We start from the raw sequence: 22,501 nt of genomic DNA on the forward strand, positions 1-22,501 counted from the left end.
AATTCATCTCCTATTATTAGGGAGTTCGAAATATCTGTCAATCTTCTTTCCCGCTATTTTTTACGACTTTTTCACGGACGATTTTTCCGATTTGACGTAGGTGTTCCGCTGACCCATAGGTGCCATGGCTGACGCCGTTTTCATCCTTTCGGTTACCGAGACCGATGAATTGCTCACTTGGTTTGAAGTGGAGACCGACCACGGGTACCTGAAATTGTGATGAAAAGCCGATTTGAAAAATCGCGTCCGGATAATCTGTTGGTTGATACATATGCCAATCGATTGCTGGTTCAAGCTTCGCAAATCGTTCCGTATGTTCCTTCCCGAGCAGGATGATTCCTTTTATCGAAAATAGTTCAAGCAGGCGCATTAGAAATGTTTGACCGAACGGACTATCTTCTAACACCCCGCGTTCTTTGATCGCTCCCATGTAGTGGTGCGTCGGAAACGGAAAAAAATCCAGATGAACGACTGGATCAAGCGCCTCCTCGTAAAACGACGCACCGAGTCCGTTCAAGAATCCTTCAAGCTTACCGCCACCAGGTCGACCGAACCATGTCCGGTAAACGTTCGGTTGTTTGAAATAATCATTGAAGCACCGGATTGAATCCGTCAGCATTTTCTCCTGCAGATAATCCTCCCATGACATCGACTTCGGACGAATAAAGAGCGGACCGGTCTCGTCGAATCGTAATGCGCCCGTCCGGTCTAAAAACTGTGTTCGGGATGGGTTCGTCGCGATCGTCACCCAACTGCTACGCGTCGCATCACCAAACCAAAGGACAGGTGTCGTTTGATCAATCAGTTGATCTGCGAACGCACTTTTCTCGAGCGTCATTTGATACTCGACAGCTTCCTGTAATAGTTTTTTGGCAAGTTGCCATTGATCGGATGTCAGCGTTCTCATCTCCCTTTTTACAGCGATTATGCTGTTGTAGATGTACCCCTTATCTTCTATTACTAGACGCATCGATGGGTTTAATCTCCATTTCTCCGGGAATGTTTTATAAGGTGAACGATACGACTTAGGAGGGATTTAGCAATGGGTAGACTGGATCAAAAAATAGCTGTCATTACCGGCTCGGCAACAGGGATTGGACAAGCGACTGCGCTTGTATTCGCAGAACAAGGAGCAACGGTCGTTTGTGCCGATGTCTCACTTGAAAAAGCACAACACACAGTAGAACAGATTACACAACAAGGCGGGAAAGCGGAAGCCGTCCATGTTGACGTCTCAGACGTCGAGAGTGTTGAGCAACTTGCGAAGCATGTCAAAAAGACGTACGGTACGGTCGACGTCCTCTTCAACAATGCCGGAATCGATGAACAAGGCGGGAAAGTCCACGAGTATCCAATCGATCTCTTCGACCGGATCATTGCTGTCGATTTACGCGGTACATTCCTCGTCAGTAAATTCTTGATTCCACTCATGCTGGATAACGGTGGTTCGATCATCAACACGTCATCGATGTCGGGTCGCGCAGCTGACTTGAACCGGTCTGGTTATAACGCGGCGAAAGGCGGGATCGCGAATTTCACTCGCGCGATGGCAATCGATTACGCGCGTCATGGTATTCGTGTCAATTCGTTATCGCCAGGAACGATTGAAACACCACTCATCGATACACTCGTCGGTGAAAAAGAAAAAGAACAAGGCAAACAGTTCCGCGATGCGAACGCCTGGATCACACCACTCGGTCGACTCGGTAAACCACGCGAGATGGCAACGGTCGCCCTCTTCCTTGCTTCTGACGACAGCTCATATGTCACAGGTGAGGACATCACGGCGGATGGCGGCATCATGGCTTATACATGGCCGGGAGAGATGTTAATCGATTCGAAGTGGAAAGACGAAGCAGAAAAAAGTGAATGAGCAATGCGCGGTGTAACCCTTTAGTTGCACCGCTTTTCTTTTACCTCAAGACGTTCAGTACCGTAAATTATTTTCTGAATTAGTTTACCTCCCTGAAGTATTTTTATCAGGGTACACTACAGGTAAAGGGGGAAAAATTCATGCAAACAGCGATTACTTACTTACAACGGTGTCTTCAAATTCCAAGTGTCAATCCGATGGACGGAGAAGAAGCCGTCGCACGTTACGTATACGATGTATTGGTCGATCATCAGATCTCGACAGAATGGATTGAAGTTTCACCAAAACGAATTTGTCTCGTCGCGACCGTCCCTGCGAGCGAGGATGTTTCACGTCCTGCCGTCCTCGGTCTATCTGGTCATCTCGATACGGTTCCAGTTCAAGAAGACGGCTGGACGAAAGATCCATATGGTGGCGAAATCGAAGACGGCCGCATCTATGGTCGTGGGGCTTCTGATATGAAATCAGGTGTCATGGCAATGGTGCAAGCACTGATTCAATATAGAGAACGTCAAGAACGACCAAACACTATCAAACTTCTGATTACATCCGATGAGGAGAATGGAATGACGGGTGCTCGTCATTTGACCGAACAAGGACACGCGGATGATTTAGACGCTTTACTGATCACAGAACCAACAAGCGGAATGATCGGTTATGCACAAAAAGGTGTCGTTGGGATCGAAGTGACATGTCGTGGGAAAAGTGCACACAGCTCTGCCCCTCAACTCGGACGTAATGCGATCGATGACGTCTATCGCGTCATCCAGGAAGTGAAGTCGGAACGCTTCTCGATTACAGCGAATCATCATCCGGCGCTTGGTCCAGTCGTCGCGTCAATCACATCCATAAAAGGAGGCGAAGGACCGAATGTCGTTCCGAGTCAGGCTTCCTTTTATATGGATATTCGGACGATTCCCGGGTTCGGTCGAGCAGACGTTCTTGCTGTCTTTACAGCTATCGAGCGTCGTCTTGTAGCAGAAGATTCCGAGTTTGATATGAACGTGACCATCATCAAGGATATTCCTTCTTGTGAAACCGATGAACAGGCGCCTTTCTTGCAACAGGTCGCGGATACGATGGAGCAGGTGAGCGGCGTGACACCACAAAAAATCGCTATTCCAGGTGGAACGGATGGTGCGATGTTCAGCCAAGCGAAAAAGTCATTTCCAATCGCAATAGCTTCATTCCATGATTTCCGTCTCGCACATCAAGTGGATGAATCGATTCCGTTATCCGAATATGAACAAACGATTGCGTTTTGCTTCAACTTGATCAACACACCATTACATCAATCGCTCCCATCACATTAAAAAAAGAAGGGACGACATTCGATATTGTAACCGAATGTCGTCCCTTCTTTTTGTGTTAGCGCCTTTCATCAGCTGATTCAGTAGACGCCAAGTTGTGCTAACGCCTCACTTAAATAACTTTGATCACTGCGAAACTGGTGACTCGTTTGTCCGTCAGACCAACTGATGAAGACACGACCAAGTCGGTCATAGCGTAAGCGGAGTCGAATTACTCCCTGCTCGAATACGACTTCACCGTGTAACGACTCATGGACGTGAGCAAAGTTACGGATGAACGCATCATATTGATTAAATGTAACTGAAAACTGGTGTTCACTATTCCGCCCTACCATCTGAATCGTTAGTTCTTCTTGCGTTGGATATACGTATAAGATGTCCCATGATACACTGCTTTCTTCTCCTCGAAACACGATACGATGCTTCATTCGATTTCCACCTCTGAGCCACAGGATATTTACTAGCACTTCTCGAAAGTAACCCATATCTTCTTCATCCGAAAGGAGTCTGCTTATGTCTGATACGCCAAAGACAGGTCCTACCGAACAGTCCGTTGATGCCTTTCTGACACAAGTCGAACCGCCGCAACGTCAAGCAGATGGTATCACACTACGTCAGTTCTTCGAAGATGTCACGGGATATGAAGCCGTACTTTGGGGTTCATCCTTGATTGGTTTTGGTTCCTACCATTATCGCTATGCCTCCGGCCGCGAGGGCGATAGCTTTTATGTCGGCTTTTCTCCGCGGAAGACGAACCTCGTCCTTTATCTCGCACTTGGTGAAGACGCAGTCTCAGAACGACTGCTTGCCAGTCTCGGTACGTATCGACGCGGTAAGTCCTGCATCTACGTCAAACGACTGACTGACATTGACTTAGGCGTACTTCGGGAAATGATCGAGCACTCGATCCGCACGTTAAAAACCATGTACCCCTCTTGATTTCAATCAAAAACAGCCGAAGCGAATGCGCTTCGGCTGTCTTGTTATCGAATTAATGTCCGCCTTCCGTCCGGTCGATATGGCGAATGTGTTTGAGATTGACCCCGATGATGATGACGGATAAGAGGACGAAGCCACTTCCGACATAAAACGGTAGATTTGCGTTGAAGATTTCAGCCAATTTACCGGCCATGAATGGCGCGATGGCTGCCCCGAGAAAACGTAGGAAACTGTATGCCGCAGATGCTGTCGAACGTTCGACAGGTGCTGCATCCATGACAGCTGTCGTGATGAGCGTGTTGTTATTCCCAAGCACAGCTCCCGCCAAGATGACACAGACGATGACGACGGCTGGAGTTTTCGTGAAAATCCCCATCAACAGAAGCAAGATCGCGAATGTGATCAACATCATGATCATCGCTTTGATCGTTCCGAACCATTGTTTCAGTTTCGGAGCCGTTAAGACTGATGTGATCGCAAGCAACATCCCCCAACCGAGGAAGACGAATCCGAGTCCTTTCGCTGGTAGTTTCATGACGAATGGTGCATAGGCCATGATCGTAAAGAAACCAACGTTATAAAGCGCCGCAACGATCCCGAGTGTCAAGAGCGAACGATGCTTCATCGCTTGGAACGGTGCTTTTAATGATAACTTTTGTTTTGGTGCAGCAGATGCTGCTGGTTTTGGCATCAAGAAGAGCAAGACGAGAAACGCGATGACCATGATTGTCGCAACACCCATGAATGGGGCGCGCCATGTGATCGAACCGAGTGTTCCGCCTAATAGCGGTCCAATCGAAATCCCAAGACCAACGGCTGCTTCATACAAAATGATGGCTTTTGCTGTTCCGCCTGACGACAGCGAAACGATCGCAGCCAGTGCGGTTGCAACGAACAAAGCGTTCCCAAGTCCCCATCCACCGCGTAACGCGACGAGCGTCCAAATGCTGTCTGCTTGTGAAGCAAAACCAGCAACAGTTGCGATGACGGCAATCCCGAGCATTAATGTTCCTTTTTGACCAATCCGTGATGAGATCGCGCCTGTAATTAACATCGCGAATGCCATGACGGCGTTATAACTTGTAAATAAGAGCGTTACTTCACTTTTGGACGCTTCTAAATTCTCGGCAATCGTCGGTAAGACCGGATTGACGAGTCCCATTCCCATGAATGCTGTAATACTGGCGAAAAAGACTGCCCAAACAGCAACCGGTTGATGGAATAATCCATGTTTGCTTTCCGCTAATACCGTTTCCGGCTCAAGCGTCGTTGTTTTTTCAGCAAGTGCCATAGTGTCCCTTCTTTCTATTGAATGTATTATATGAACTGTTTAAACGAATGGCGGATGACGTCGCCTCGACTAATGATCCCAACAAGACGTCCTGCCTTAAGGATTGGAAGCTTTTTGATCCGTTTTGAACCGAGCGTTGCTGCAATCTCTTCCATTTCTGTATCAGCGTCTGCTGTTACAACCTTCCGGCGTGCAAGTTCCATGACAGGTCGATTCAAGATATGACGAATTCGATCTTCATAATCTTCTTCGTCTCCTTTGATGACATCTACATATAAGAATGTATCGACGATGATGTCCTTGTGTTTTCCGATCGCGCGCATGATATCTCCGTCACTGATATAACCGACGACCTCTTGCTCGGCATTGATGACGGGTACGCCGCTAATACCAGATTGAATGAATCGTTCGATGACCGTACGAATCAGATCTGTATCGTTTACCGTAATGACCTCTTGTTTCATCGATTCATAAGCTTTCATCTGAATTCTCCTTTGTCGTTCGTTTCTCATCTACGAAAGTTGTATGATACAATTAAAAGAACAAAAATGATTGTATAATACAACTACAACTCTGTCAAGCCTCCTGCTTTTCGCATTGACAGCTTATCCACATTGGGTAATCATGAGGGACAGAGAGACTTTTTTGAAAGGGGAGATACCCGATGTCTCAACAATCACTCGAAACCATTGAACTCGAGTTAGCGATCCTGATCCGGCGCTTAACGACGGCGACGGCAGACAATCGTAATTTGGACCGTGCTTCTTATCTCTTACTGCGACAATTAGCGGATTCCGGCAACGTCGGTGTTAAAACACTTGCCCGTGAACTTCAGCTCGATGTCTCGACCGTCAGTCGCCAAGCAGCGGCACTCGATCAAAAGCAACTCGTTGAAAAAGTAAAAGATCCGACAGATGGGCGAGCCTTCTTCTATCATATTACAGATAAAGGACAACAAGAACTCACCATCTACCGAACCGCACGTCTCGCGAGCATCGAACGTCTACTGACAGACTGGCCAGCGGATGATGCAGAAGATTTCGGACGCCTATTGCAACAATTCAATCGCGCCTTGCGCGAACGGTAATGGAATCACACCATTAAAAAAACAGACGCGAAATCGATTGATTTCGTGTCCGTTTTTTCGTCATCATTCATCACGTATGAGAAACCTGGCAAACCGAACGAATTTGCGCGATATGTTCCGGTGAAGTTCTACAACAACCGCCAATCAATCGTGCTCCAGCTTCATACCATGTCTTTGCGATGGCTTGGAACGACGTGCACTGATTCGTACCCGACCACGTCTTTGCGACCGGATCATAGACTTCACCGGAGTTCGGATAGACGATGATTGGAACACTCGTCAACGTCTTAACGTGACGGATGAAGTCGGTCGCGTAGGATGCCGGAAAACAATTTGCACCGATTGCTGCAAGTTGCGGATGCTGTCCGATTGTCTCGATGCATATCGCAAGCGGTGTTCCCTCACTGATGTGCGTCGCATCTTGAAGCGAGAACGTCAGCCAAGCAGATACTTCCGGGAACGCTTCGAGAATCCCGAACAACACGACAGCTTCCTCAAGCGACGGAATCGTCTCGAATGCCAGCAGATCAGCCCCCGCTTCAATCAATGCTTCGATGCGCGGTCTGTGGAAGGCTTCTAGCACATCTGCTGACACACCATAATGACCGCGATACTCAGAACCATCTGCTAAGTAGGCACCATAAGGACCAACTGATCCCGCGATCAATGCGGCACTCTTTCCGCTACGCGTCCGTGCATCTTGCGCTAAGGTAACCGTTTGTCGAATTAACGCTTGTGCTTCCTCGGTCGTGATGTGACGTTGCTTGAATCCTTCGATACTTGCTTGATAGCTTGAGGTGATCGCAACATCGGCGCCCACTTCAAAGTAATCGTGATGGACACGCTCAATCTGTTCCGGTGCTTCAATTAAGAGGCGTGCCGACCAGAGTGGATCGTTCAGGTCGAATCCCTTTTGTTCGAGTTCGGTCGCAAGGGCACCATCTAAAATAAGAAAAGGAACTTCCTGTAATCGTTGGTCAACTGGATTTTTGATTCGGGACATCTTCAACACTCCGTTTCTGAGAAGAATTCGTGAACGCATGAACGACATAACAGATCACGATGAATGGGATACCGCAATACAAGGCGACTCGTTGCGTCGGATCAAATCCGATACCAATCAGGGAAATCAAACAGACGACGAAAGCGGCGATCGGTACCAATGGAAAGAGTGGTGTACGATAGACCAATTCGTCGACCGTATGCCCTTCGCGGAGGAATTGTTTCCGGAAGCGATACTGCGCAACGCTGATACTCATCCAGACGACGACGACAGCAAGGCCGGAAATCGAGACGAGCGCAATATAGACACTTCCTGCTGCATAGATGCTAGACAGCAAAGCAAGTCCTCCGCCAAGCATGCTGAACAATACAGCTCGAAGTGGAACCCCACTTGGCGTCACCTGGGCGAAGAAGCGCGGAATCATGCGTTCGTTCGCAAGCGACCAAAGCATCCGGGAGGCAGCGTAAAGCCCAGAGTTCGCTGCCGACAAGATCGCTGTCAGAATGACGAAGTTCATCACGTCTGCCGCATACGGAATTCCGATTCGTTCGAACACCGCAACGAACGGACTTTCGAGCACGCCCTTCCCTTCCGTTGGCAATAAGACGGCTAATACGATGATCGTACCGACGAAAAAGAGGACGAGTCGCAAAATCGTTGTTCGGATCGCAAGCGGAATCGTCCGCTTCGGATCGACCGCTTCACCCGCTGCGACGCCGATCAATTCCGTTCCTGAGTAAGCAAAGTTCACAGCAAGCATCGTCATGAAGATCGCAAATGCCCCATTTGGAAACAATCCTCCTTCCGTTAAGGAAGAAAAGAATGGTGCTGGGCTACCATCTTGTAATGGGATGAAGCCAACGATGGCTCCCGCACCAAGTAAAATGAAAGCAATGATCGTTACGACCTTAATGGCGGAGAACCAAAACTCGACTTCAGCAAATATGCGGACCTTCAAGACGTTGATACCAAGGATCATCGCAGCGAATAATGCACTGAACACCCAGACTGGAATCGACGGGAACCAACGTTGCATTAAAATGCCTGCTGCCGTGAATTCTGAACCAAGGGCGACCGTCCACGTCAGCCAGTAGAGCCAGGCCACCGTATAACCGGTACCGGGTCCGATATACTTCGTTGCGTACTTATGGAATGATCCGGTTTCCGGCATGTGCACAGCGAGTTCACCGAGACTTAACATGACTAAGTAGACGACGACGGCTCCGATCAAATACGACAAAATCGTTCCGACACGTCCCGCTTGTTCCAACGTATAACCTGTACTTAAAAATAATCCTGTTCCAATGACGCCTCCTAACGACAGCATGATCAGATGACGTGATTCCATCTTGCGTCGAAAAGCTCCGCTCGTTTTCATGAATCCATTTCCTCCTCGTTCCACCTATTTCAAACAAAAAACGCATCCTCACGGATGCGTCGGTCGACAATTCGGAAATCTTATCGATCGGGTGCAGCACCCGCAGGAATTAGCACAGTATCTTTCGACCTGTTGCTGAGGTTTCATAGGGCCAGTCCCTCCACCTCTCTGGATAAGTATGTAATTGTTCCTAACCCTATCAAGCCTTTTCCGAATTGTCAACACAATTCAGAATACTCCTACCAAAAAACATTCCGCATCGTAATGATCCGGAATGTTAGAACACTTTATTTTTTTGCGAATAGATCCGCTGTCTTTAAGGCTGCACGAACCGCTTTTCGGTTCAATGTCCCTTGCTGGTGCTTCATTTTCTTCGTTTGGGCAGCCAGTTGTGCTTTGAGCGCCGCAATTTCCTGATCTTTTTGAGTCGTCGTTGTTTGTTTCTGCAATGCTTTGATTTTCTTATCTTTTTCAGCTAATTGCGCTTTTGCCTGTTTTTGCGCATCTGCGATTTTTTTATCTTTTTCGGCTAATTTCTCTTTTGCCTTTATTTGTGTATCTGCGATTTTTTTCTCTTGTTCTGGGAAGAACCGTTCGAAACGGGCGACTGCTTCTTCGAGACTCACGCCAGAAATCGGTTGAACCGGTGGAAGTAGTTCCGCTTGCGCCATTTGACGGTCAAACGGCACATTCTCAGGATAATTCGTCTCTTGGTAAATGTGTTCAAGATCATTCACGTTCAAGAAGTCAACGAAGTTGTCGAAGTTACGTGCTTGAACACGTACTGGACTTTGGAAATCAGCATTGGCTACGACGTCGGATAATTGTGTATCCGCTTTGATGTCGTTCGCCCAAATATGCGTCAACTGATGATAATCCGTTAGTTCGCGCATCCGTGCATCCTTTGGAATGAGGATACTCGGCGTACCCGCAAGCGTTGCTGTGATATTTCCATGCAAGCGCGCACCAAAACTGAGGTCTGCCTGCCCGATGAAATCGAACCATGTTTGTGCGTTCAAGAAGAAACGAACACGATCGTTCATGTAAGCAGGATCCGACATCTTCACCGGATAGTTCGTCACGGACAAATCTGCGATCGGATGCGTTCCTGTATACGTCAATTTCAGTTCCTTCATCCATTGGGGAATGAAGTAATGATTCGGATACTCTTCCATTCCGCGTGTAATGAAATCAAGAACATTTTGTGGTGCTAAACGTGACGAGTTGACCGTAATCATCGACTCGGGCGTAATGTTCGTTTCACGAATATGTAAGTCGCGACCAAACGCGTACATCGAAGGACATCCGATGACACGATGATCAATGCCTTCGCGAAAACCAAGACGCGTCAAGTATTTCGACGTGATTTCCCCACGAAGACCAAGCATGCTTGAGCGCTCAAGTACAGCGCTGACGAATGCTTTGACATCTTCATCGAACGGGAATCCGCCGTCTAGATCTGGTTCAAACGGTGCACGTAAGCCTACACCGATGACGACGACTGGAATTTTTAATTTCTTGATAAGGCGGGTGTACTTCCGCAACGTCGGTACGAATTCTTTTCGGAATGCATCCGCTAACGGAATGACATAAAGATCAAAGTTGGCATTGATTTCGTCCGCCCGTTCTTCATCGTAATAGTAATAGTCCGGTGTAATCGTCGTACCTTCTGTCATCAACGTCCGAAAGATACTGTATTGATAAATGAGATTTCCAACGTTTCCTCCAATGGAATTATGTTTCATCAAATAAGGAGCATCGAACTGTTCGAATGGTGTCATACCTGCACGAATAATAATACGTTTCATAATGGATAAACTTCCCCTCTCGTCTGCTTCATTCGTCCTTGCAAGAAAAAATGCGGAAAAATATATTATCACTTTTTTTCAATCTCATTAACAATAGATGAACTTTATTTCGGAAGTCAACGATTCCTAGGGGAAACAGGTCTTTCGTCATCAAAACGAAACATTTGCACTACTCCATTATTTTTCTAAAATAGAAAAATGTAACTATTTAATCGTTCTAAGATACATGCGTAAGTTTGCTTCGACTAATTTTAAAGCTCTGAACCGTTCTGTCGAAGTAGGTTTTAACAAGGCGCTGAAAAAATGTTCCACTTCGACTGGCTGACCTTTTTCCATATCGCGCAACATCGACGATTTCATCGTATCTTCCATCGCATGCATCTGCTTCAATAGCACCGTTTCTGTATCGTCATTGAAGACCGCGCCCTGTTCTTCCATCGCCTGTTTCGCTTCGTTCATGACGTCTACAATCATCTGACGCCCGACAGCTTCTTCCCGAATCGAACCGATCGCTGAACGAAATAGCGTCGTCACACCCGCAAATGTCGAAATGAAAAGATACTTTTGCCACATGTCATCCATGATATGCATCGAGTACGCCATCGGTGCCTTCGCTTTCGCAAAACGTGTTGCGATCTCCTGCAAACGAGCTGTTGGTTTGCCGGTTCGTGAGCCAAACAACAGTCGATGTGACGGACTCGTCTGTAAAATGCGTCCTTCTGCATCAAGCGTCGATTCAATGAAGCAAAGACCGCCCAGTACACGCTCTTCTCCGAAGACTTCTGTTAACCGACGAATATGTTGCATGCCATTCAATAAAGGAATGATATACGTCTCGTTCGAAACGAATGGCGTAAGATCCTTTAAGACATCATCTAAGTGATAGGCTTTCGTCGAAAGCAAAACGACATCAAATACGTGATCCGGTCGCATGTCTCGTGTCACTAACTGAGGAGTGATCGTGATATCGCCATGAGGACTAGTGATCTGTAGACCTGTTTTTTGTAATTGTTCATATCGCTTCGGACGGACGAGAAAGGTCACCTGTTCACCTTGCTCAGCAAGACGGCCCCCGAAATAACCTCCGACTGCTCCTGCACCTACAACTAAAATGTTCATATGTACTATCTCCTCCTTACCCGTTCTGGTTATTGATTACTCCTTCACCCTAACATATTTGGAACCGATTTCCTGATTGCCAGTTGAATCTCTAAGATTTAAGTGAAGCGTTTGCATTTTAGAGAAAAACGTATATACTAACTTGTATACAAGTATACTCACTCTAGAAATCAGGTGATTTTATGTCAGAACTGTTATACCCCTTGAAGTGGTTGTCAAAAGCTTCTGCCGGAGATCGTGTCGCGCACGAACTACGAATGCGGATCATTTCAGGAAAAATTGAAAGCGGTACCATCTTATCCGAAAACAAAATAGCCTCTGATTTTTCAGTCAGTCGCTCACCTGTCCGTGACGCGTTAAAGGTGCTTGCAGCCGAACAGTTGATTCGTCTCGAACGAATGGGAGCGGTCGTCGTCGGTTTATCCGAGCGCGACATTCAAGAAATCTATGATGTCCGGTTACTCATCGAAACGTTCGTCTTCGAGCGACTTGTTAAGGTCGAACGTGCAGAACTCGTCCGTGAACTCAGCAAAATTCTCGAAATGATGAAGGTTGCCATCAAATATAAGGATGCTGATGAATTCTCTTTCCAAGACGTACTGTTTCATGAAACGATCATCCGCTCGATCGATCATGGGTATGTCAGCATGATTTGGCAAAATCTCAAACCAGTCATGGAAAGTTTCATCCTCCTATCAATGCGGGTACGATTCGAGGAAGACATCGAAGACTTTGAACGCATCCTCGCGAACCATGCCTTGTATATCGAAGCGATCGAGACAGGAGATCGTGAACGGATGGTTGCTTCCTTACATCAGAACTTTGATGATGTTCAGGAAGTCGAAGATCTCTGGAAAACGCAACAAATGATGTCGAAAGGAGTCGATTCACATGACTGAATACATGTTAGGCGTCGATATCGGAACGACGAGTACGAAAGCAGTCTTATTTACGACAAAAGGAGAGGTCATCGGACAAACGAACGTCGGTTACCCACTCCACACACCGAACCGTTCGACGGCGGAACAGGATCCGGAAGAAATTTTTGATGCCGTACTCGAATCCATCCGATTGATCACAAAACGTCATCCGAGCATGCCACCGAAGTTCGTCGCGTTCAGTAGTGCCATGCACAGTTTGATTGCGATGGACGCACAACATCAACCGTTGACTGCCTGCATCACATGGGCGGACAGTCGGAGTGAAGCATGGTCGAACAAGATTAAGGAACAATATGGTCTCTCGATCTATCACCGGACCGGGACACCGATTCATCCGATGTCACCGCTTAGCAAAATCAGTTGGCTCGTCGAAGATCGTCCGGAGCTCCACGCTCAAACGAAAAAGTATGTCGGGATCAAGGAGTTCGTGTTCCAAAGACTGTTCGGAACATATGTCATCGACCACTCTCTCGCTTCAGCAACTGGTCTCTTTAATATTCATGAATTAGGTTGGGATACGGGCGCACTGCATGTCGCAGGTATCGATGCAAGCTATTTATCGGAACCCGTACCGACAACGACGTCATGTACCGGACTTAATACTGATTACGCACGACAAATGGGACTATCCGTCGATACGCCGTTCTTAGTTGGTGCCAGTGATGGTGTCCTCTCCAATTTAGGTGTCAACGCGATTCGCAAAGGGGAAATCGCGATCACGATCGGAACGAGCGGTGCCATCCGAACGATCATTGATCGTCCACAGACGGATGAAAAAGGACGAACGTTCTGTTACGCACTGACCGAGGACCACTGGGTCATCGGCGGCCCCGTCAATAACGGAGGAATGGTCTTACGGTGGATTCGTGACGAACTTGCTTCAGCAGAAGTCGAGACAGCAAAACGCCTCGGCATCGATCCGTATGCTGTCCTGACGAAGATTGCCGAACGCGTCCGCCCGGGGTCCGACGGTCTGTTGTTCCATCCTTACTTGTCCGGTGAACGAGCACCGCTATGGAATCCGGACGTCAGCGGTTCATTCTTCGGTTTGACGCTCTCACACAAAAAAGAGCACATGATCCGGGCAGCACTAGAAGGCGTCATCTACAATCTGTATACCGTCTTCCTCGCACTCGTCGAATGCATGGATGGTCCTGTGACGCGGATTCAGGCAACCGGTGGATTTGCCCGGTCTGAAGTCTGGCGCCAAATGATGGCGGACATCTTTGAGTCGGAAGTCGTCATTCCGGAAAGTTTCGAAAGTTCATGTCTTGGCGCTTGTATTCTCGGACTGTATGCGACAGGGGAAATCGATTCGTTCGAAGTCGTATCCAAGATGATTGGGGAAACACATCGCCATGTACCAAATGAAGAAGCGATGCATGAATATCGTCAGCTTTTACCGATTTTCATTAGTCTAGCGCGGACATTATCCGAAGACCACAAACGAATTGCTATGTATCAACGGAGCTTGATTCAAGAGGAAAACTAACTTAATCTTTTGGGGGAAGTCATCATGCCTTTAGTCATCGTAGGAATTGGGATCATCGCATTGCTCGTTCTCATCATGGGGTTAAAATTAAATACGTTCGTTTCACTCATCATCGTTTCCTTTGGCGTTGCACTATTACTCGGTATGCCGCTCGATCAGATCGTCAAGACGATCGAAGCCGGTATCGGAGGAACACTCGGTCACCTAGCTCTGATCTTTGGTCTTGGTGCGATGCTTGGAAAGCTAATCGCTGACGCCGGGGGGGCGCAGCGAATCGCGATGACGCTTGTCGCACGATTCGGGGAAAAGAACATCCAATGGGCGGTCGTCGTTGCTTCGTTCATCATCGGAATCGCACTCTTCTTCGAAGTCGGACTCGTTCTGTTGATTCCAATCGTCTTTGCGATTTCACGCCAGCTCCGCGTCTCGATCTTATATCTTGGGATCCCAATGGTCGCAGCACTGTCTGTCACGCACGGCTTCTTACCACCTCACCCAGGTCCGACCGTCATCGCAGGGGAGTATAAAGCCAATATCGGGGAAGTCTTATTGTATGGTTTCATCGTTGCTGTTCCGACAGTCATCATTGCTGGTCCTGTTTTTACGAAGATCGCGAAACGACTCGTACCTGAATCGTTTACACGCACAGGAAACATTGCGTCACTCGGGGAACAAAAAGAATTTGATTTAGACGAGACGCCAGGTTTCGGTATTAGTGTCTTCACTGCGATGCTACCGGTCCTCTTGATGTCGGTCGCAACGATCTTCACGCTTTTACAAGAAACACTCGGCTTGGGTGAGAGTAGCGTCATCTCGGCGATCGAGTTCATCGGGAACGCCTCGACGGCGATGTTGATTTCGTTACTCGTCGCGGTCTACACGATGGGGATCGCCCGTAAGATTCCGATGCAAACGGTCATGGAATCTTGTACGACGGCCATCGCCCAAATCGGGATGATGCTATTGATCATCGGTGGTGGCGGTGCCTTCAAACAAGTCTTGATTGACGGCGGCGTCGGTACATTCGTCGCACAATTATTTGAAGGATCGGCGTTATCTCCGATTCTGCTCGCTTGGTTGATCGCTGCGATTCTGCGAATCTCACTTGGTTCTGCGACAGTCGCTGCCCTTTCGACAGCAGGTCTCGTCATTCCGTTACTGGAGCAATCCGACGTCAACTTAGCGCTCGTCGTCCTTGCGACTGGTGCGGGTAGTCTAATCGCTTCACACGTCAATGATGCGGGCTTCTGGATGTTTAAAGAATATTTCGGTTTATCATTAAAAGAAACGTTTGCGACATGGACTGTGCTTGAGACGATCATTTCCGTTTGTGGACTTGGGTTCGTTCTTCTCCTCAGCCTCGTCGTCTAAGAAAAGGAGTCGTTCTACTTATGCAACATTCTATCGGAGTCATCGGGCTTGGCGTCATGGGACGCAACCTAGCACTGAATATGGCGAGTCATCAAGAAGAAGTCGCCATCTATAACTACACACGTGATTTAACGGACGATCTCGTCGCACACGATGAGGGATTATCACTTCATCCGTACTACGATATCGAAGCATTCGTACAGTCACTCGCCCGTCCGCGTAAAATCTTCATGATGGTCACGGCCGGCAGCGCGATTGATTCAGTCATCGAATCGTTACTTCCACATCTCGAAACAGGCGACATCATCATGGATGGTGGGAATTCCCACTTCCTTGATACGGAACGTCGCTTCGACGAACTCCAACGACACGGCATCGAATACATCGGCGTCGGCGTATCGGGTGGTGAAGTCGGTGCACGGACCGGTCCTGCGATCATGCCGGGTGGATCGAAAGAAGCCTACGAACATGTCGCACCGATCTTGACGAAGATTGCCGCTCACGTTGAAGGCGATCCATGTTGTGTCTATATTGGTCCGAAAGGCGCTGGTCACTTCGTCAAGATGGTTCATAACGGAATCGAGTATGCGGACATGCAACTGATTGCTGAAGCGTATAGCTTCCTCCGTTTCCGTCTCGGACTCGACGTCACGGAAGTCGCGGACATCTTCGCTGAGTGGAACGAAGGTGAACTGAAAAGTTACCTGATTGAGATTACAGCGGACATCCTCCGAAAAACGGATGATGAGACAGGGCAACCGTTGATTGATGTCATTCTCGATCAAGCCGGTCAAAAAGGAACTGGAAAATGGACGAGCCTGCAAGCCATTGATAATGGGATCGCCTCTTCGATCATCACGGAAGCCCTGTTCGCGCGTTACCTTTCAGCTATTAAAGAAGAACGCGTCGCAGCGTCTGCTGTCCTAAAGGGACCAGAAGACTTGTCAACGCTTGAGCGAGACGCGTGGGTCGAACGGATTCGTCAAGCGCTTTATATGGGGAAAGTTGCCGCATACGCGCAAGGCTTCACCCAGTACCGGACGTCGTCTGAGTTGTATGACTGGAACTTACGCCTTGAGGAGATCGCCTTGATCTTCCGTGGTGGATGTATCATCCGGGCCGACTTCTTGAACGTCATCAGTGAAGCGTTTAAAAACGACGCGAACCTCTCGAACTTGATGCTCGCCCCATTCTTCGCTGAGAAAGTACAGGCGTATCAAGAATCGTTACGTCACGTCGTTGCCGAGGGAGCGTTATCTGGTTTTGCACTCCCATCTCTATCGACGTCGTTGACGTATTACGATAGCTACCGGACAGCGAATTCGAATGCCAACATGTTGCAAGCGCAACGTGATTATTTCGGCGCTCACACGTATGCCCGGACAGACCGCGAAGGCATTTTCCATACGGACTGGCAATAAGGAATACAGCTCCCGACTCCTGTTTCATTTAGGAGTCGGGATTTCTTTTTTTGTTCACACAATCTTTCCTGAAATAAGAAATTACCGATTATACCTTGACAAAAGTGTTGGTCTATATGAAATTAGTATTAGATTAGAATTATTCTAGTGTGATAAATACAGATTACCTGTATGCACTAGAACAGATTCTAAATATAGAACCCTTGAGGAGGATTTTTATCATGTCTTTAATCGGAAGTGAAGTAAAACCATTCAGTGCATCAGCATTCCACAACGGAGAATTCGTTGACCTAACGGATGCCAACCTTCGCGGTAAATGGAGTGTCGTATGTTTCTACCCTGCAGACTTTACATTCGTTTGCCCGACAGAACTCGAAGATCTCCAAAACCAATACGCAACACTCAAAGCGCTTGACGTTGAAGTTTACTCTGTTTCAACAGATACGCATTTCACACATAAAGCATGGCACGAAACGTCAGAAACAATCGGTAAAATCGAGTACGTTATGATCGGTGACCCATCACACGTCATCTCACGTAACTTCGAAGTCTTGAACGAACAAGATGGTCTTGCTGACCGCGGTACGTTCATCATTGATCCAGACGGCGTCATCCAAACAGTTGAAATCAACGCAGGCGGCATCGGTCGTGATGCGAGCACACTCGTCAACAAAATCAAAGCAGCACAATACGTACGTAACAATCCAGGCGAAGTCTGCCCAGCGAAATGGGAAGAAGGCTCTGCAACACTCACACCAAGCCTTGACCTCGTCGGAAAAATTTAAGGAGCGGATTCGCGATGGCTTTAGCACCAGACATTAAAGCACAACTCGCGCAATACCTCGAGCTTCTCGAAGGCGATCTCGTCCTAGCCGTTAGTGCTGGGACAGACGCCGTCTCGCTTGAGATGAGCGCACTCGTCGAAGAGATCGCAAGCATGACACCACGCATCTCCGTCGAGCAGGCAAGCCTTCCCCGGACACCAAGTTTCACAGTCAACCGTGTCGGTGAGACAAGCGGCATCACGTTCGCGGGAATCCCACTCGGTCATGAGTTCACGTCCCTCGTCCTCGCACTGCTTCAAGTCAGCGGTCGAGCACCGAAGGTCGATGCGGACGTCATCAAGCAGATTCAAGGCATTCAAGAAACGTACCACTTCGAGTCGTACATCAGCTTGAGCTGCCACAACTGCCCAGATGTCGTACAAGCATTGAACGTCATGAGCGTCCTCAACCCGAACATCAGTCACACGATGATTGATGGCGCGGCATTTAAAGCAGAAGTCGAACAAAAAGAGATCATGGCTGTTCCGACGGTCTTCGTCAACGGCGAAGCGTTTGGTAACGGACGGATGTCACTTGAAGAAATCCTTGCGAAGCTTGGCACAGGTGCCGATGCTTCTGATTTCGCTGATAAAGATCCATACGATGTCCTCGTCGTCGGTGGTGGTCCAGCTGGATCGAGTGCTGCCATCTATGCAGCCCGTAAAGGCATCCGGACAGGTATCGTCGCAGAGCGCTTCGGTGGACAAGTCATGGATACGATGAGCATCGAAAACTTCATCAGCATGAAGTACACGGAAGGACCAAAACTCGTCGCAAGTCTTGAGGAGCACGTCAAGGAATATGGCATCGACGTCATGAACCTACAACGGGCAACTCGTCTTGAGAAGAAGGACCTCCTCGAGCTCGAGCTTGAGAATGGTGCTGTCTTGAAAACGAAGAGTTTGATCCTTTCAACAGGCGCACGCTGGCGGAACGTTGGTGTTCCAGGCGAACTCGAATTCAAGAACAAAGGCGTCGCCTACTGCCCACACTGTGATGGTCCATTGTTCGAAGGAAAACGTGTCGCAGTCATCGGTGGCGGAAACTCAGGGATCGAAGCAGCAATCGACCTCGCAGGAATCGTCAAGCATGTCACGGTCCTTGAATTCGCACCGGAATTAAAAGCGGATGCTGTTCTTCAAGAACGCCTCGCTTCTCTTCCGAACGTCACGGTCGTCGTCAACGCACAGACGAAGGAAATCACAGGAACGGACAAAGTGAACGGGATCACGTACATCGAGCGCGAAACGAACGTCGAACGTCACGTCGAGCTCGAAGGTGTCTTCGTCCAGATCGGTCTCGTACCGAATACGGACTGGCTCGGTGAAACGGTGAGCCGTAACAAGTTCGGTGAAGTTCAAGTCGATCGCCACGGCGCAACGAACGTACCAGGCGTTTTTGCAGCAGGAGACTGCACGGATAGCGCGTATAAACAGATCATCATCTCGATGGGCTCTGGTGCAACAGCTGCACTGGGTGCTTTCGATCACTTGATCCGGAATTAATGCAAAAGAGCGGAACTCAGACGAGTTTCGCTCTTTTGTATTTCAATAGTAGATTTCACCAACGGATGAACAATGAAACTCTTTCGTGATGTGGTGCTTTGTTAAGATGCCTTGCTTCGCGTATGTACCACTGACCGTTACGACCATCGTTTGTCCTGCATCGATTCGGGTACCATCGAATCCTTTCTGTGTCCAAATGCCATCATTGATGCCTTGAGACGTCATCGAAAAGACATCAGAGAACCATTGTCGCTCACTTCGCTCCAAAAGTTCCGTTTCGAAATTTCCAGTGATCCGAACTTCTTTTCCACCTTGTGTTCGTTCAAGTGCTCGTTGACCATCTCCATAAATACTCAGTTGAACATGCAACGGCTTTAACCGTTTGACTACCCGTTCCTGAAAACGTTTCGGTGAAACCCAGTCCTCGTCTGCGAATTGATCTGCTGCAAGCAACGTAATGTCCGCATTTTCATTCGTCCGATTTATTTTCTGTACGATTTTCTCGTATGCTACGTAATAACGCTGATGTTGTGTCGTCTGATCCTTTGCCTCCGTTTTGACTGATGACAATGAAGCAAGTATGACAATGGCTGTTGCGATCTGATATTTCATTGACTTCCCCTTCCCTTCTCTATTCATTGTATGAAAAAAATGACGGGTACATTCGAAAAGAGCGACTGTTTTATAGATTTTTTCATTCTGAACTGTATCAATAGATCGTATTCTTCTGGAATTAAAAACAGATGAGGATTTGTATTCAAATCTGACCCCTATAAATAATTCAAAGTTGACACTTTTGACTAGTCCAGTCATCTGATAGATTGAAGATATCTTAAAATCTATCATAAAGAAGGTTAGCCACATGCAAAAAGCAGCACCGTATTCTAGCACTCGTACTCGCCAGCTCGTCATCACTGCGATGTCGATCGCACTTGTTCTTGTTGCGACACTATTCATCAATATCAAACTGCCAATCGCTTCAAGCGGTGGTCTCGTTCATATGGGAACAGCGATGCTCTTTCTTATCGCGATTTTATTCGGTCCACGAACAGCACTGATTGCCGGAGCAATCGGTATGGGATTATTTGATCTTATCAGTGGATGGACACTCTGGGCTCCATTTACAATCGTAGCTCGAGGACTACAAGGATATATTGTTGGGCGTATCACCTGGTCTTCGCGATACAAAGGAGACAATCCAGGCTTAAATATTTTTGCAATGATTGTTTCTGCTCCCGTCATGCTTGCTGTTTACTATGTTTGTGAAGGTATTCTCTACAGCAACTGGGTCGCACCAGCCGCTTCAATTCCAGGAAACATCACACAAAATGTCGTCGGAATCCTCGTTGCGATTCCAGTCGGGATTGCTCTAAAGAAAACACGTTTCTTCCGTAGCTTCCGCTAAACGAAAAACCGTCCGGCTCTCGTAGAGTCGGACGGTTTTTCGTTTAGCGAATCGGTTGACCTTGTTCAAGTTCAAGCGTTTTTGCTGTTTCTGCATGAATCTGCTCGAATAGTTCTGGATGTTCGACGAGCGAAATTCCGTAAGACGGAATCATCTCCTTGATTTTTGCTTCCCACGCCGGTAGTTCGGACGGAAAACATTTTCCGAGCACTTCGAGCATGACCGGAACCGCTGTTGAGGCACCTGGCGACGCCCCAAGTAAGGCCGCAACAGATCCGTCGGCTGCACTGACGACCTCTGTTCCGAATTGGAGTGTCCCTTTTCCTTGCGGTGTATCCTTGATGACCTGGACACGTTGACCAGCGACGACGACATCCCAGTCTTCCGTCTTCGCATTCGGGATGAACTCTCGTAATTCGTTCATCCGTTGCTCCGTCGACAAGAGGACTTGTTCGATCAGATACTTCGTCAATCCCATCTCTTTCGCTCCCGCAGCAAGCATCGTCAAGACGTTGTTTGGTTTGACGGATGCGATCAAATCAAGATTCGATCCTGTCTTGAGGAACTTCGGTGAAAAGCCAGCGAACGGTCCGAAGAGGAGCGATTTCTTTCCATCGATATACCGTGTATCCAAGTGCGGCACCGACATCGGTGGTGCTCCGACTTTCGCTTTTCCGTAGACTTTCGCATGATGCTGTTCGATGATTTCAGGATTTTTACAGACGAGGAATAAACCACTGACCGGGAAACCACCGATTTGCTTCGATTCCTCGATGCCTGTTTTTTGAAGCAACGGTAGACTACCACCGCCACCCCCGATGAAGACGAACTGCGCCGTATGATGCTCAATCCGATGATCGCGTTCATTCTTTACTTTGACTTCCCAACCCCCGTCAACACGCTTCAAGTCCTCGACACCATGCTGGTAGTTGATCTCTACATCGTGCTGTGCGAGATATTCAAACAGGATTCGTGTCAACGCACCGAAGTTGACGTCCGTTCCTGAATCGATTTTTGTCGCAGCGATCGGCTCTGGTGACGTCCGACCGTTCATGATGAGTGGAATCCACTCCGCTAATTTCGCTGGATCCTCTGAATATTCCATCCCTGCGAACAACGGATTCACTGATAGCGCTTCCAATCGTTTTTTCAGGAATTCGACGTTTTCCGTTCCTTCGACCATGCTCATATGTGGAATCGGCATGATGAATTCTTTCGGATTCGGCAAGACACCTTCCTTGACGAGATGCGACCAGAATTGACGCGACAGTTGGAACTGTTCGTTTACTTTGATCGCTTTACTGATGTCGATCGAACCATCAGCATTTTCCGTCGTATAGTTCAGTTCGCATAGTGCGGCGTGACCTGTTCCTGCATTGTTCCACTCATTCGAGCTCTCTTCCCCGGCACTCGCGAGTTTCTCGAATACCTTGATGTTCATCTCAGGCGCGAGTTCTTTTAACAAGACCCCTAACGTCGCGCTCATGACTCCGGCACCAATTAAAATAACGTCTGTTTTTTTAGGCATACTGCTCATGATATCCTTCCTATCCCCGTTGATATTATGGACTACCTGTCATGAAAAACTTCCCCCTCATGACGACAACTTACCTTTCCATTATAACCCTATCATAGCTTGCACAGAAAGGAACTTCTTTTACATTCAGAAATGTGTAAAAGCGATGATTCAGAATAAGAAGATGTTCGTCAGCCGGCACACAATCAGGCATGACT

General features: G+C 47.9%; 21 protein-coding genes and 1 riboswitch. Of the genes, 11 read left to right on the forward strand and 10 right to left on the reverse strand.

What is annotated here, in order from left to right:
• Positions 1 to 37 precede the first annotated feature (37 nt).
• Entirely contained in the window at positions 38 to 907 is an 870-nt protein-coding gene (locus tag ACN9MT_RS15365; RefSeq protein ID WP_426272542.1) for a hypothetical protein, read from the reverse strand.
• 135 nt (positions 908 to 1,042) lie between these two features.
• Here ACN9MT_RS15365 and ACN9MT_RS15370 point away from each other — a divergent pair, with 135 nt between their 5' ends.
• Positions 1,043 to 1,873, forward strand: a complete 831-nt coding sequence (locus tag ACN9MT_RS15370; protein ID WP_426272543.1) for an SDR family oxidoreductase — start codon at positions 1,043 to 1,045, stop codon at positions 1,871 to 1,873.
• Positions 1,874 to 2,013: 140 nt separating this feature from the next.
• Positions 2,014 to 3,186 (forward strand): M20 family metallopeptidase, encoded by a 1,173-nt coding sequence (locus ACN9MT_RS15375; RefSeq protein WP_426272544.1) that lies wholly within the window; start codon positions 2,014 to 2,016, stop codon positions 3,184 to 3,186.
• Positions 3,187 to 3,263: 77 nt separating this feature from the next.
• On the opposite strand, the gene ACN9MT_RS15380 is transcribed toward ACN9MT_RS15375, so the two are convergent.
• Entirely contained in the window at positions 3,264 to 3,611 is a 348-nt protein-coding gene (locus ACN9MT_RS15380) for a hypothetical protein (RefSeq protein WP_290753688.1), read from the reverse strand.
• 85 nt (positions 3,612 to 3,696) lie between these two features.
• Here ACN9MT_RS15380 and ACN9MT_RS15385 point away from each other — a divergent pair, with 85 nt between their 5' ends.
• A complete protein-coding gene (locus ACN9MT_RS15385; protein WP_426272545.1) occupies positions 3,697 to 4,122 on the forward strand; it encodes a DUF1801 domain-containing protein in 426 nt (141 codons plus the stop codon).
• Between the two features lie 52 nt (positions 4,123 to 4,174).
• Here ACN9MT_RS15385 and ACN9MT_RS15390 read toward each other — a convergent pair whose 3' ends face one another.
• Together ACN9MT_RS15390 and ACN9MT_RS15395 are read right to left on the reverse strand one after the other, a co-directional pair.
• Positions 4,175 to 5,413 carry an MFS transporter gene (locus ACN9MT_RS15390; RefSeq protein ID WP_426272546.1) on the reverse strand — a complete coding sequence of 413 codons (1,239 nt, stop codon included), beginning with the start codon at positions 5,411 to 5,413 and terminating at the stop codon, positions 4,175 to 4,177.
• Between the two features lie 26 nt (positions 5,414 to 5,439).
• Complete coding sequence (locus ACN9MT_RS15395) at positions 5,440 to 5,895, reverse strand: CBS domain-containing protein (protein WP_035411814.1); 456 nt, start codon at positions 5,893 to 5,895, stop codon at positions 5,440 to 5,442.
• 182 nt (positions 5,896 to 6,077) lie between these two features.
• On the opposite strand from ACN9MT_RS15395, the gene ACN9MT_RS15400 reads away from it, so the two are divergent.
• Positions 6,078 to 6,500 carry a MarR family winged helix-turn-helix transcriptional regulator gene (locus tag ACN9MT_RS15400; protein ID WP_035411811.1) on the forward strand — a complete coding sequence of 141 codons (423 nt, stop codon included), beginning with the start codon at positions 6,078 to 6,080 and terminating at the stop codon, positions 6,498 to 6,500.
• Positions 6,501 to 6,570: 70 nt separating this feature from the next.
• On the opposite strand, the gene mmuM is transcribed toward ACN9MT_RS15400, so the two are convergent.
• The 4 genes from mmuM to ACN9MT_RS15420 all read right to left on the reverse strand — a co-directional run bounded on the left by mmuM (position 6,571) and on the right by ACN9MT_RS15420 (position 11,808).
• Positions 6,571 to 7,503 carry a homocysteine S-methyltransferase gene (gene mmuM, locus ACN9MT_RS15405; protein ID WP_290775477.1) on the reverse strand — a complete coding sequence of 311 codons (933 nt, stop codon included), beginning with the start codon at positions 7,501 to 7,503 and terminating at the stop codon, positions 6,571 to 6,573.
• Complete coding sequence (locus tag ACN9MT_RS15410; RefSeq protein ID WP_426272547.1) at positions 7,478 to 8,881, reverse strand: amino acid permease; 1,404 nt, start codon at positions 8,879 to 8,881, stop codon at positions 7,478 to 7,480. The genes mmuM and ACN9MT_RS15410 overlap by 26 nt, the downstream gene beginning before the upstream one ends.
• 77 nt (positions 8,882 to 8,958) lie before the next feature.
• Positions 8,959 to 9,060: riboswitch (SAM riboswitch) on the reverse strand.
• Between the two features lie 108 nt (positions 9,061 to 9,168).
• Positions 9,169 to 10,689, reverse strand: coding sequence for a polysaccharide pyruvyl transferase family protein (locus ACN9MT_RS15415; RefSeq protein ID WP_426272548.1), 1,521 nt, complete (start codon positions 10,687 to 10,689; stop codon positions 9,169 to 9,171).
• Positions 10,690 to 10,893: 204 nt separating this feature from the next.
• Positions 10,894 to 11,808, reverse strand: a complete 915-nt coding sequence (locus ACN9MT_RS15420; protein WP_290775481.1) for a ketopantoate reductase family protein — start codon at positions 11,806 to 11,808, stop codon at positions 10,894 to 10,896.
• A gap of 182 nt (positions 11,809 to 11,990) precedes the next feature.
• Between ACN9MT_RS15420 and ACN9MT_RS15425 the strand changes: the two genes are divergently transcribed.
• The 6 genes from ACN9MT_RS15425 to ahpF all read left to right on the forward strand — a co-directional run bounded on the left by ACN9MT_RS15425 (position 11,991) and on the right by ahpF (position 19,362).
• On the forward strand, positions 11,991 to 12,707 hold the full coding sequence (locus tag ACN9MT_RS15425; protein WP_035411797.1) for a GntR family transcriptional regulator: 717 nt from the start codon (positions 11,991 to 11,993) through the stop codon (positions 12,705 to 12,707).
• Positions 12,700 to 14,241 carry a gluconokinase gene (gene gntK / locus ACN9MT_RS15430; RefSeq protein ID WP_035411794.1) on the forward strand — a complete coding sequence of 514 codons (1,542 nt, stop codon included), beginning with the start codon at positions 12,700 to 12,702 and terminating at the stop codon, positions 14,239 to 14,241. Before ACN9MT_RS15425 ends, gntK begins: the two co-directional genes overlap by 8 nt.
• Before the next feature lie 24 nt (positions 14,242 to 14,265).
• Positions 14,266 to 15,612: a GntP family permease gene (locus ACN9MT_RS15435; RefSeq protein WP_426272549.1), complete on the forward strand. Its 1,347-nt coding sequence runs from the start codon at positions 14,266 to 14,268 to the stop codon at positions 15,610 to 15,612.
• Positions 15,613 to 15,632: 20 nt separating this feature from the next.
• Positions 15,633 to 17,033, forward strand: coding sequence for a decarboxylating NADP(+)-dependent phosphogluconate dehydrogenase (gene gnd / locus ACN9MT_RS15440; protein WP_035411788.1), 1,401 nt, complete (start codon positions 15,633 to 15,635; stop codon positions 17,031 to 17,033).
• A 221-nt stretch (positions 17,034 to 17,254) separates the two neighbouring features.
• The gene (ahpC, locus tag ACN9MT_RS15445) at positions 17,255 to 17,818 is read left to right on the forward strand and encodes an alkyl hydroperoxide reductase subunit C (protein WP_012371860.1); all 564 of its coding nucleotides are present in this window, start codon (positions 17,255 to 17,257) and stop codon (positions 17,816 to 17,818) included.
• Between the two features lie 14 nt (positions 17,819 to 17,832).
• Entirely contained in the window at positions 17,833 to 19,362 is a 1,530-nt protein-coding gene (ahpF, locus tag ACN9MT_RS15450) for an alkyl hydroperoxide reductase subunit F (protein ID WP_195866070.1), read from the forward strand.
• Between the two features lie 42 nt (positions 19,363 to 19,404).
• Here the strand turns inward: ahpF and ACN9MT_RS15455 are convergent, their stop codons facing one another.
• Positions 19,405 to 19,974: a hypothetical protein gene (locus ACN9MT_RS15455; RefSeq protein WP_426272550.1), complete on the reverse strand. Its 570-nt coding sequence runs from the start codon at positions 19,972 to 19,974 to the stop codon at positions 19,405 to 19,407.
• Positions 19,975 to 20,224: 250 nt separating this feature from the next.
• On the opposite strand from ACN9MT_RS15455, the gene ACN9MT_RS15460 reads away from it, so the two are divergent.
• Positions 20,225 to 20,767 (forward strand): ECF transporter S component, encoded by a 543-nt coding sequence (locus tag ACN9MT_RS15460; protein ID WP_426272551.1) that lies wholly within the window; start codon positions 20,225 to 20,227, stop codon positions 20,765 to 20,767.
• Between the two features lie 43 nt (positions 20,768 to 20,810).
• Here the strand turns inward: ACN9MT_RS15460 and ACN9MT_RS15465 are convergent, their stop codons facing one another.
• A complete protein-coding gene (locus ACN9MT_RS15465) occupies positions 20,811 to 22,304 on the reverse strand; it encodes a malate:quinone oxidoreductase (RefSeq protein ID WP_426272552.1) in 1,494 nt (497 codons plus the stop codon).
• Between the last annotated feature and the right edge of the window lie 197 nt (positions 22,305 to 22,501).

This window comes from Exiguobacterium sp. R-17 (assembly GCF_049913315.1).
Classification (GTDB): domain Bacteria; phylum Bacillota; class Bacilli; order Exiguobacteriales; family Exiguobacteriaceae; genus Exiguobacterium_A.

Excerpts from the sequence above, each read along its gene's own strand:
- ACN9MT_RS15410 (WP_426272547.1), bottom strand. The coding sequence starts at position 8,881 with ATGAAAACGAGCGGAGCTTTTCGACGCAAGATGGAATCACGTCATCTG.
- ACN9MT_RS15365 (WP_426272542.1), bottom strand. The coding sequence starts at position 907 with ATGAGAACGCTGACATCCGATCAATGGCAACTTGCCAAAAAACTATTA.
- ACN9MT_RS15380 (WP_290753688.1), bottom strand. The coding sequence starts at position 3,611 with ATGAAGCATCGTATCGTGTTTCGAGGAGAAGAAAGCAGTGTATCATGG.
- ahpC (WP_012371860.1), top strand. The coding sequence starts at position 17,255 with ATGTCTTTAATCGGAAGTGAAGTAAAACCATTCAGTGCATCAGCATTC.
- ahpF (WP_195866070.1), top strand. The coding sequence starts at position 17,833 with ATGGCTTTAGCACCAGACATTAAAGCACAACTCGCGCAATACCTCGAG.
- ACN9MT_RS15455 (WP_426272550.1), bottom strand. The coding sequence starts at position 19,974 with ATGAAATATCAGATCGCAACAGCCATTGTCATACTTGCTTCATTGTCA.
- ACN9MT_RS15465 (WP_426272552.1), bottom strand. The coding sequence starts at position 22,304 with ATGAGCAGTATGCCTAAAAAAACAGACGTTATTTTAATTGGTGCCGGA.
- ACN9MT_RS15370 (WP_426272543.1), top strand. The coding sequence starts at position 1,043 with ATGGGTAGACTGGATCAAAAAATAGCTGTCATTACCGGCTCGGCAACA.
- gntK (WP_035411794.1), top strand. The coding sequence starts at position 12,700 with ATGACTGAATACATGTTAGGCGTCGATATCGGAACGACGAGTACGAAA.
- mmuM (WP_290775477.1), bottom strand. The coding sequence starts at position 7,503 with ATGTCCCGAATCAAAAATCCAGTTGACCAACGATTACAGGAAGTTCCT.
- ACN9MT_RS15390 (WP_426272546.1), bottom strand. The coding sequence starts at position 5,413 with ATGGCACTTGCTGAAAAAACAACGACGCTTGAGCCGGAAACGGTATTA.
- ACN9MT_RS15415 (WP_426272548.1), bottom strand. The coding sequence starts at position 10,689 with ATGAAACGTATTATTATTCGTGCAGGTATGACACCATTCGAACAGTTC.
- ACN9MT_RS15375 (WP_426272544.1), top strand. The coding sequence starts at position 2,014 with ATGCAAACAGCGATTACTTACTTACAACGGTGTCTTCAAATTCCAAGT.
- ACN9MT_RS15425 (WP_035411797.1), top strand. The coding sequence starts at position 11,991 with ATGTCAGAACTGTTATACCCCTTGAAGTGGTTGTCAAAAGCTTCTGCC.
- ACN9MT_RS15435 (WP_426272549.1), top strand. The coding sequence starts at position 14,266 with ATGCCTTTAGTCATCGTAGGAATTGGGATCATCGCATTGCTCGTTCTC.
- ACN9MT_RS15385 (WP_426272545.1), top strand. The coding sequence starts at position 3,697 with ATGTCTGATACGCCAAAGACAGGTCCTACCGAACAGTCCGTTGATGCC.
- ACN9MT_RS15460 (WP_426272551.1), top strand. The coding sequence starts at position 20,225 with ATGCAAAAAGCAGCACCGTATTCTAGCACTCGTACTCGCCAGCTCGTC.
- ACN9MT_RS15395 (WP_035411814.1), bottom strand. The coding sequence starts at position 5,895 with ATGAAAGCTTATGAATCGATGAAACAAGAGGTCATTACGGTAAACGAT.
- gnd (WP_035411788.1), top strand. The coding sequence starts at position 15,633 with ATGCAACATTCTATCGGAGTCATCGGGCTTGGCGTCATGGGACGCAAC.
- ACN9MT_RS15420 (WP_290775481.1), bottom strand. The coding sequence starts at position 11,808 with ATGAACATTTTAGTTGTAGGTGCAGGAGCAGTCGGAGGTTATTTCGGG.
- ACN9MT_RS15400 (WP_035411811.1), top strand. The coding sequence starts at position 6,078 with ATGTCTCAACAATCACTCGAAACCATTGAACTCGAGTTAGCGATCCTG.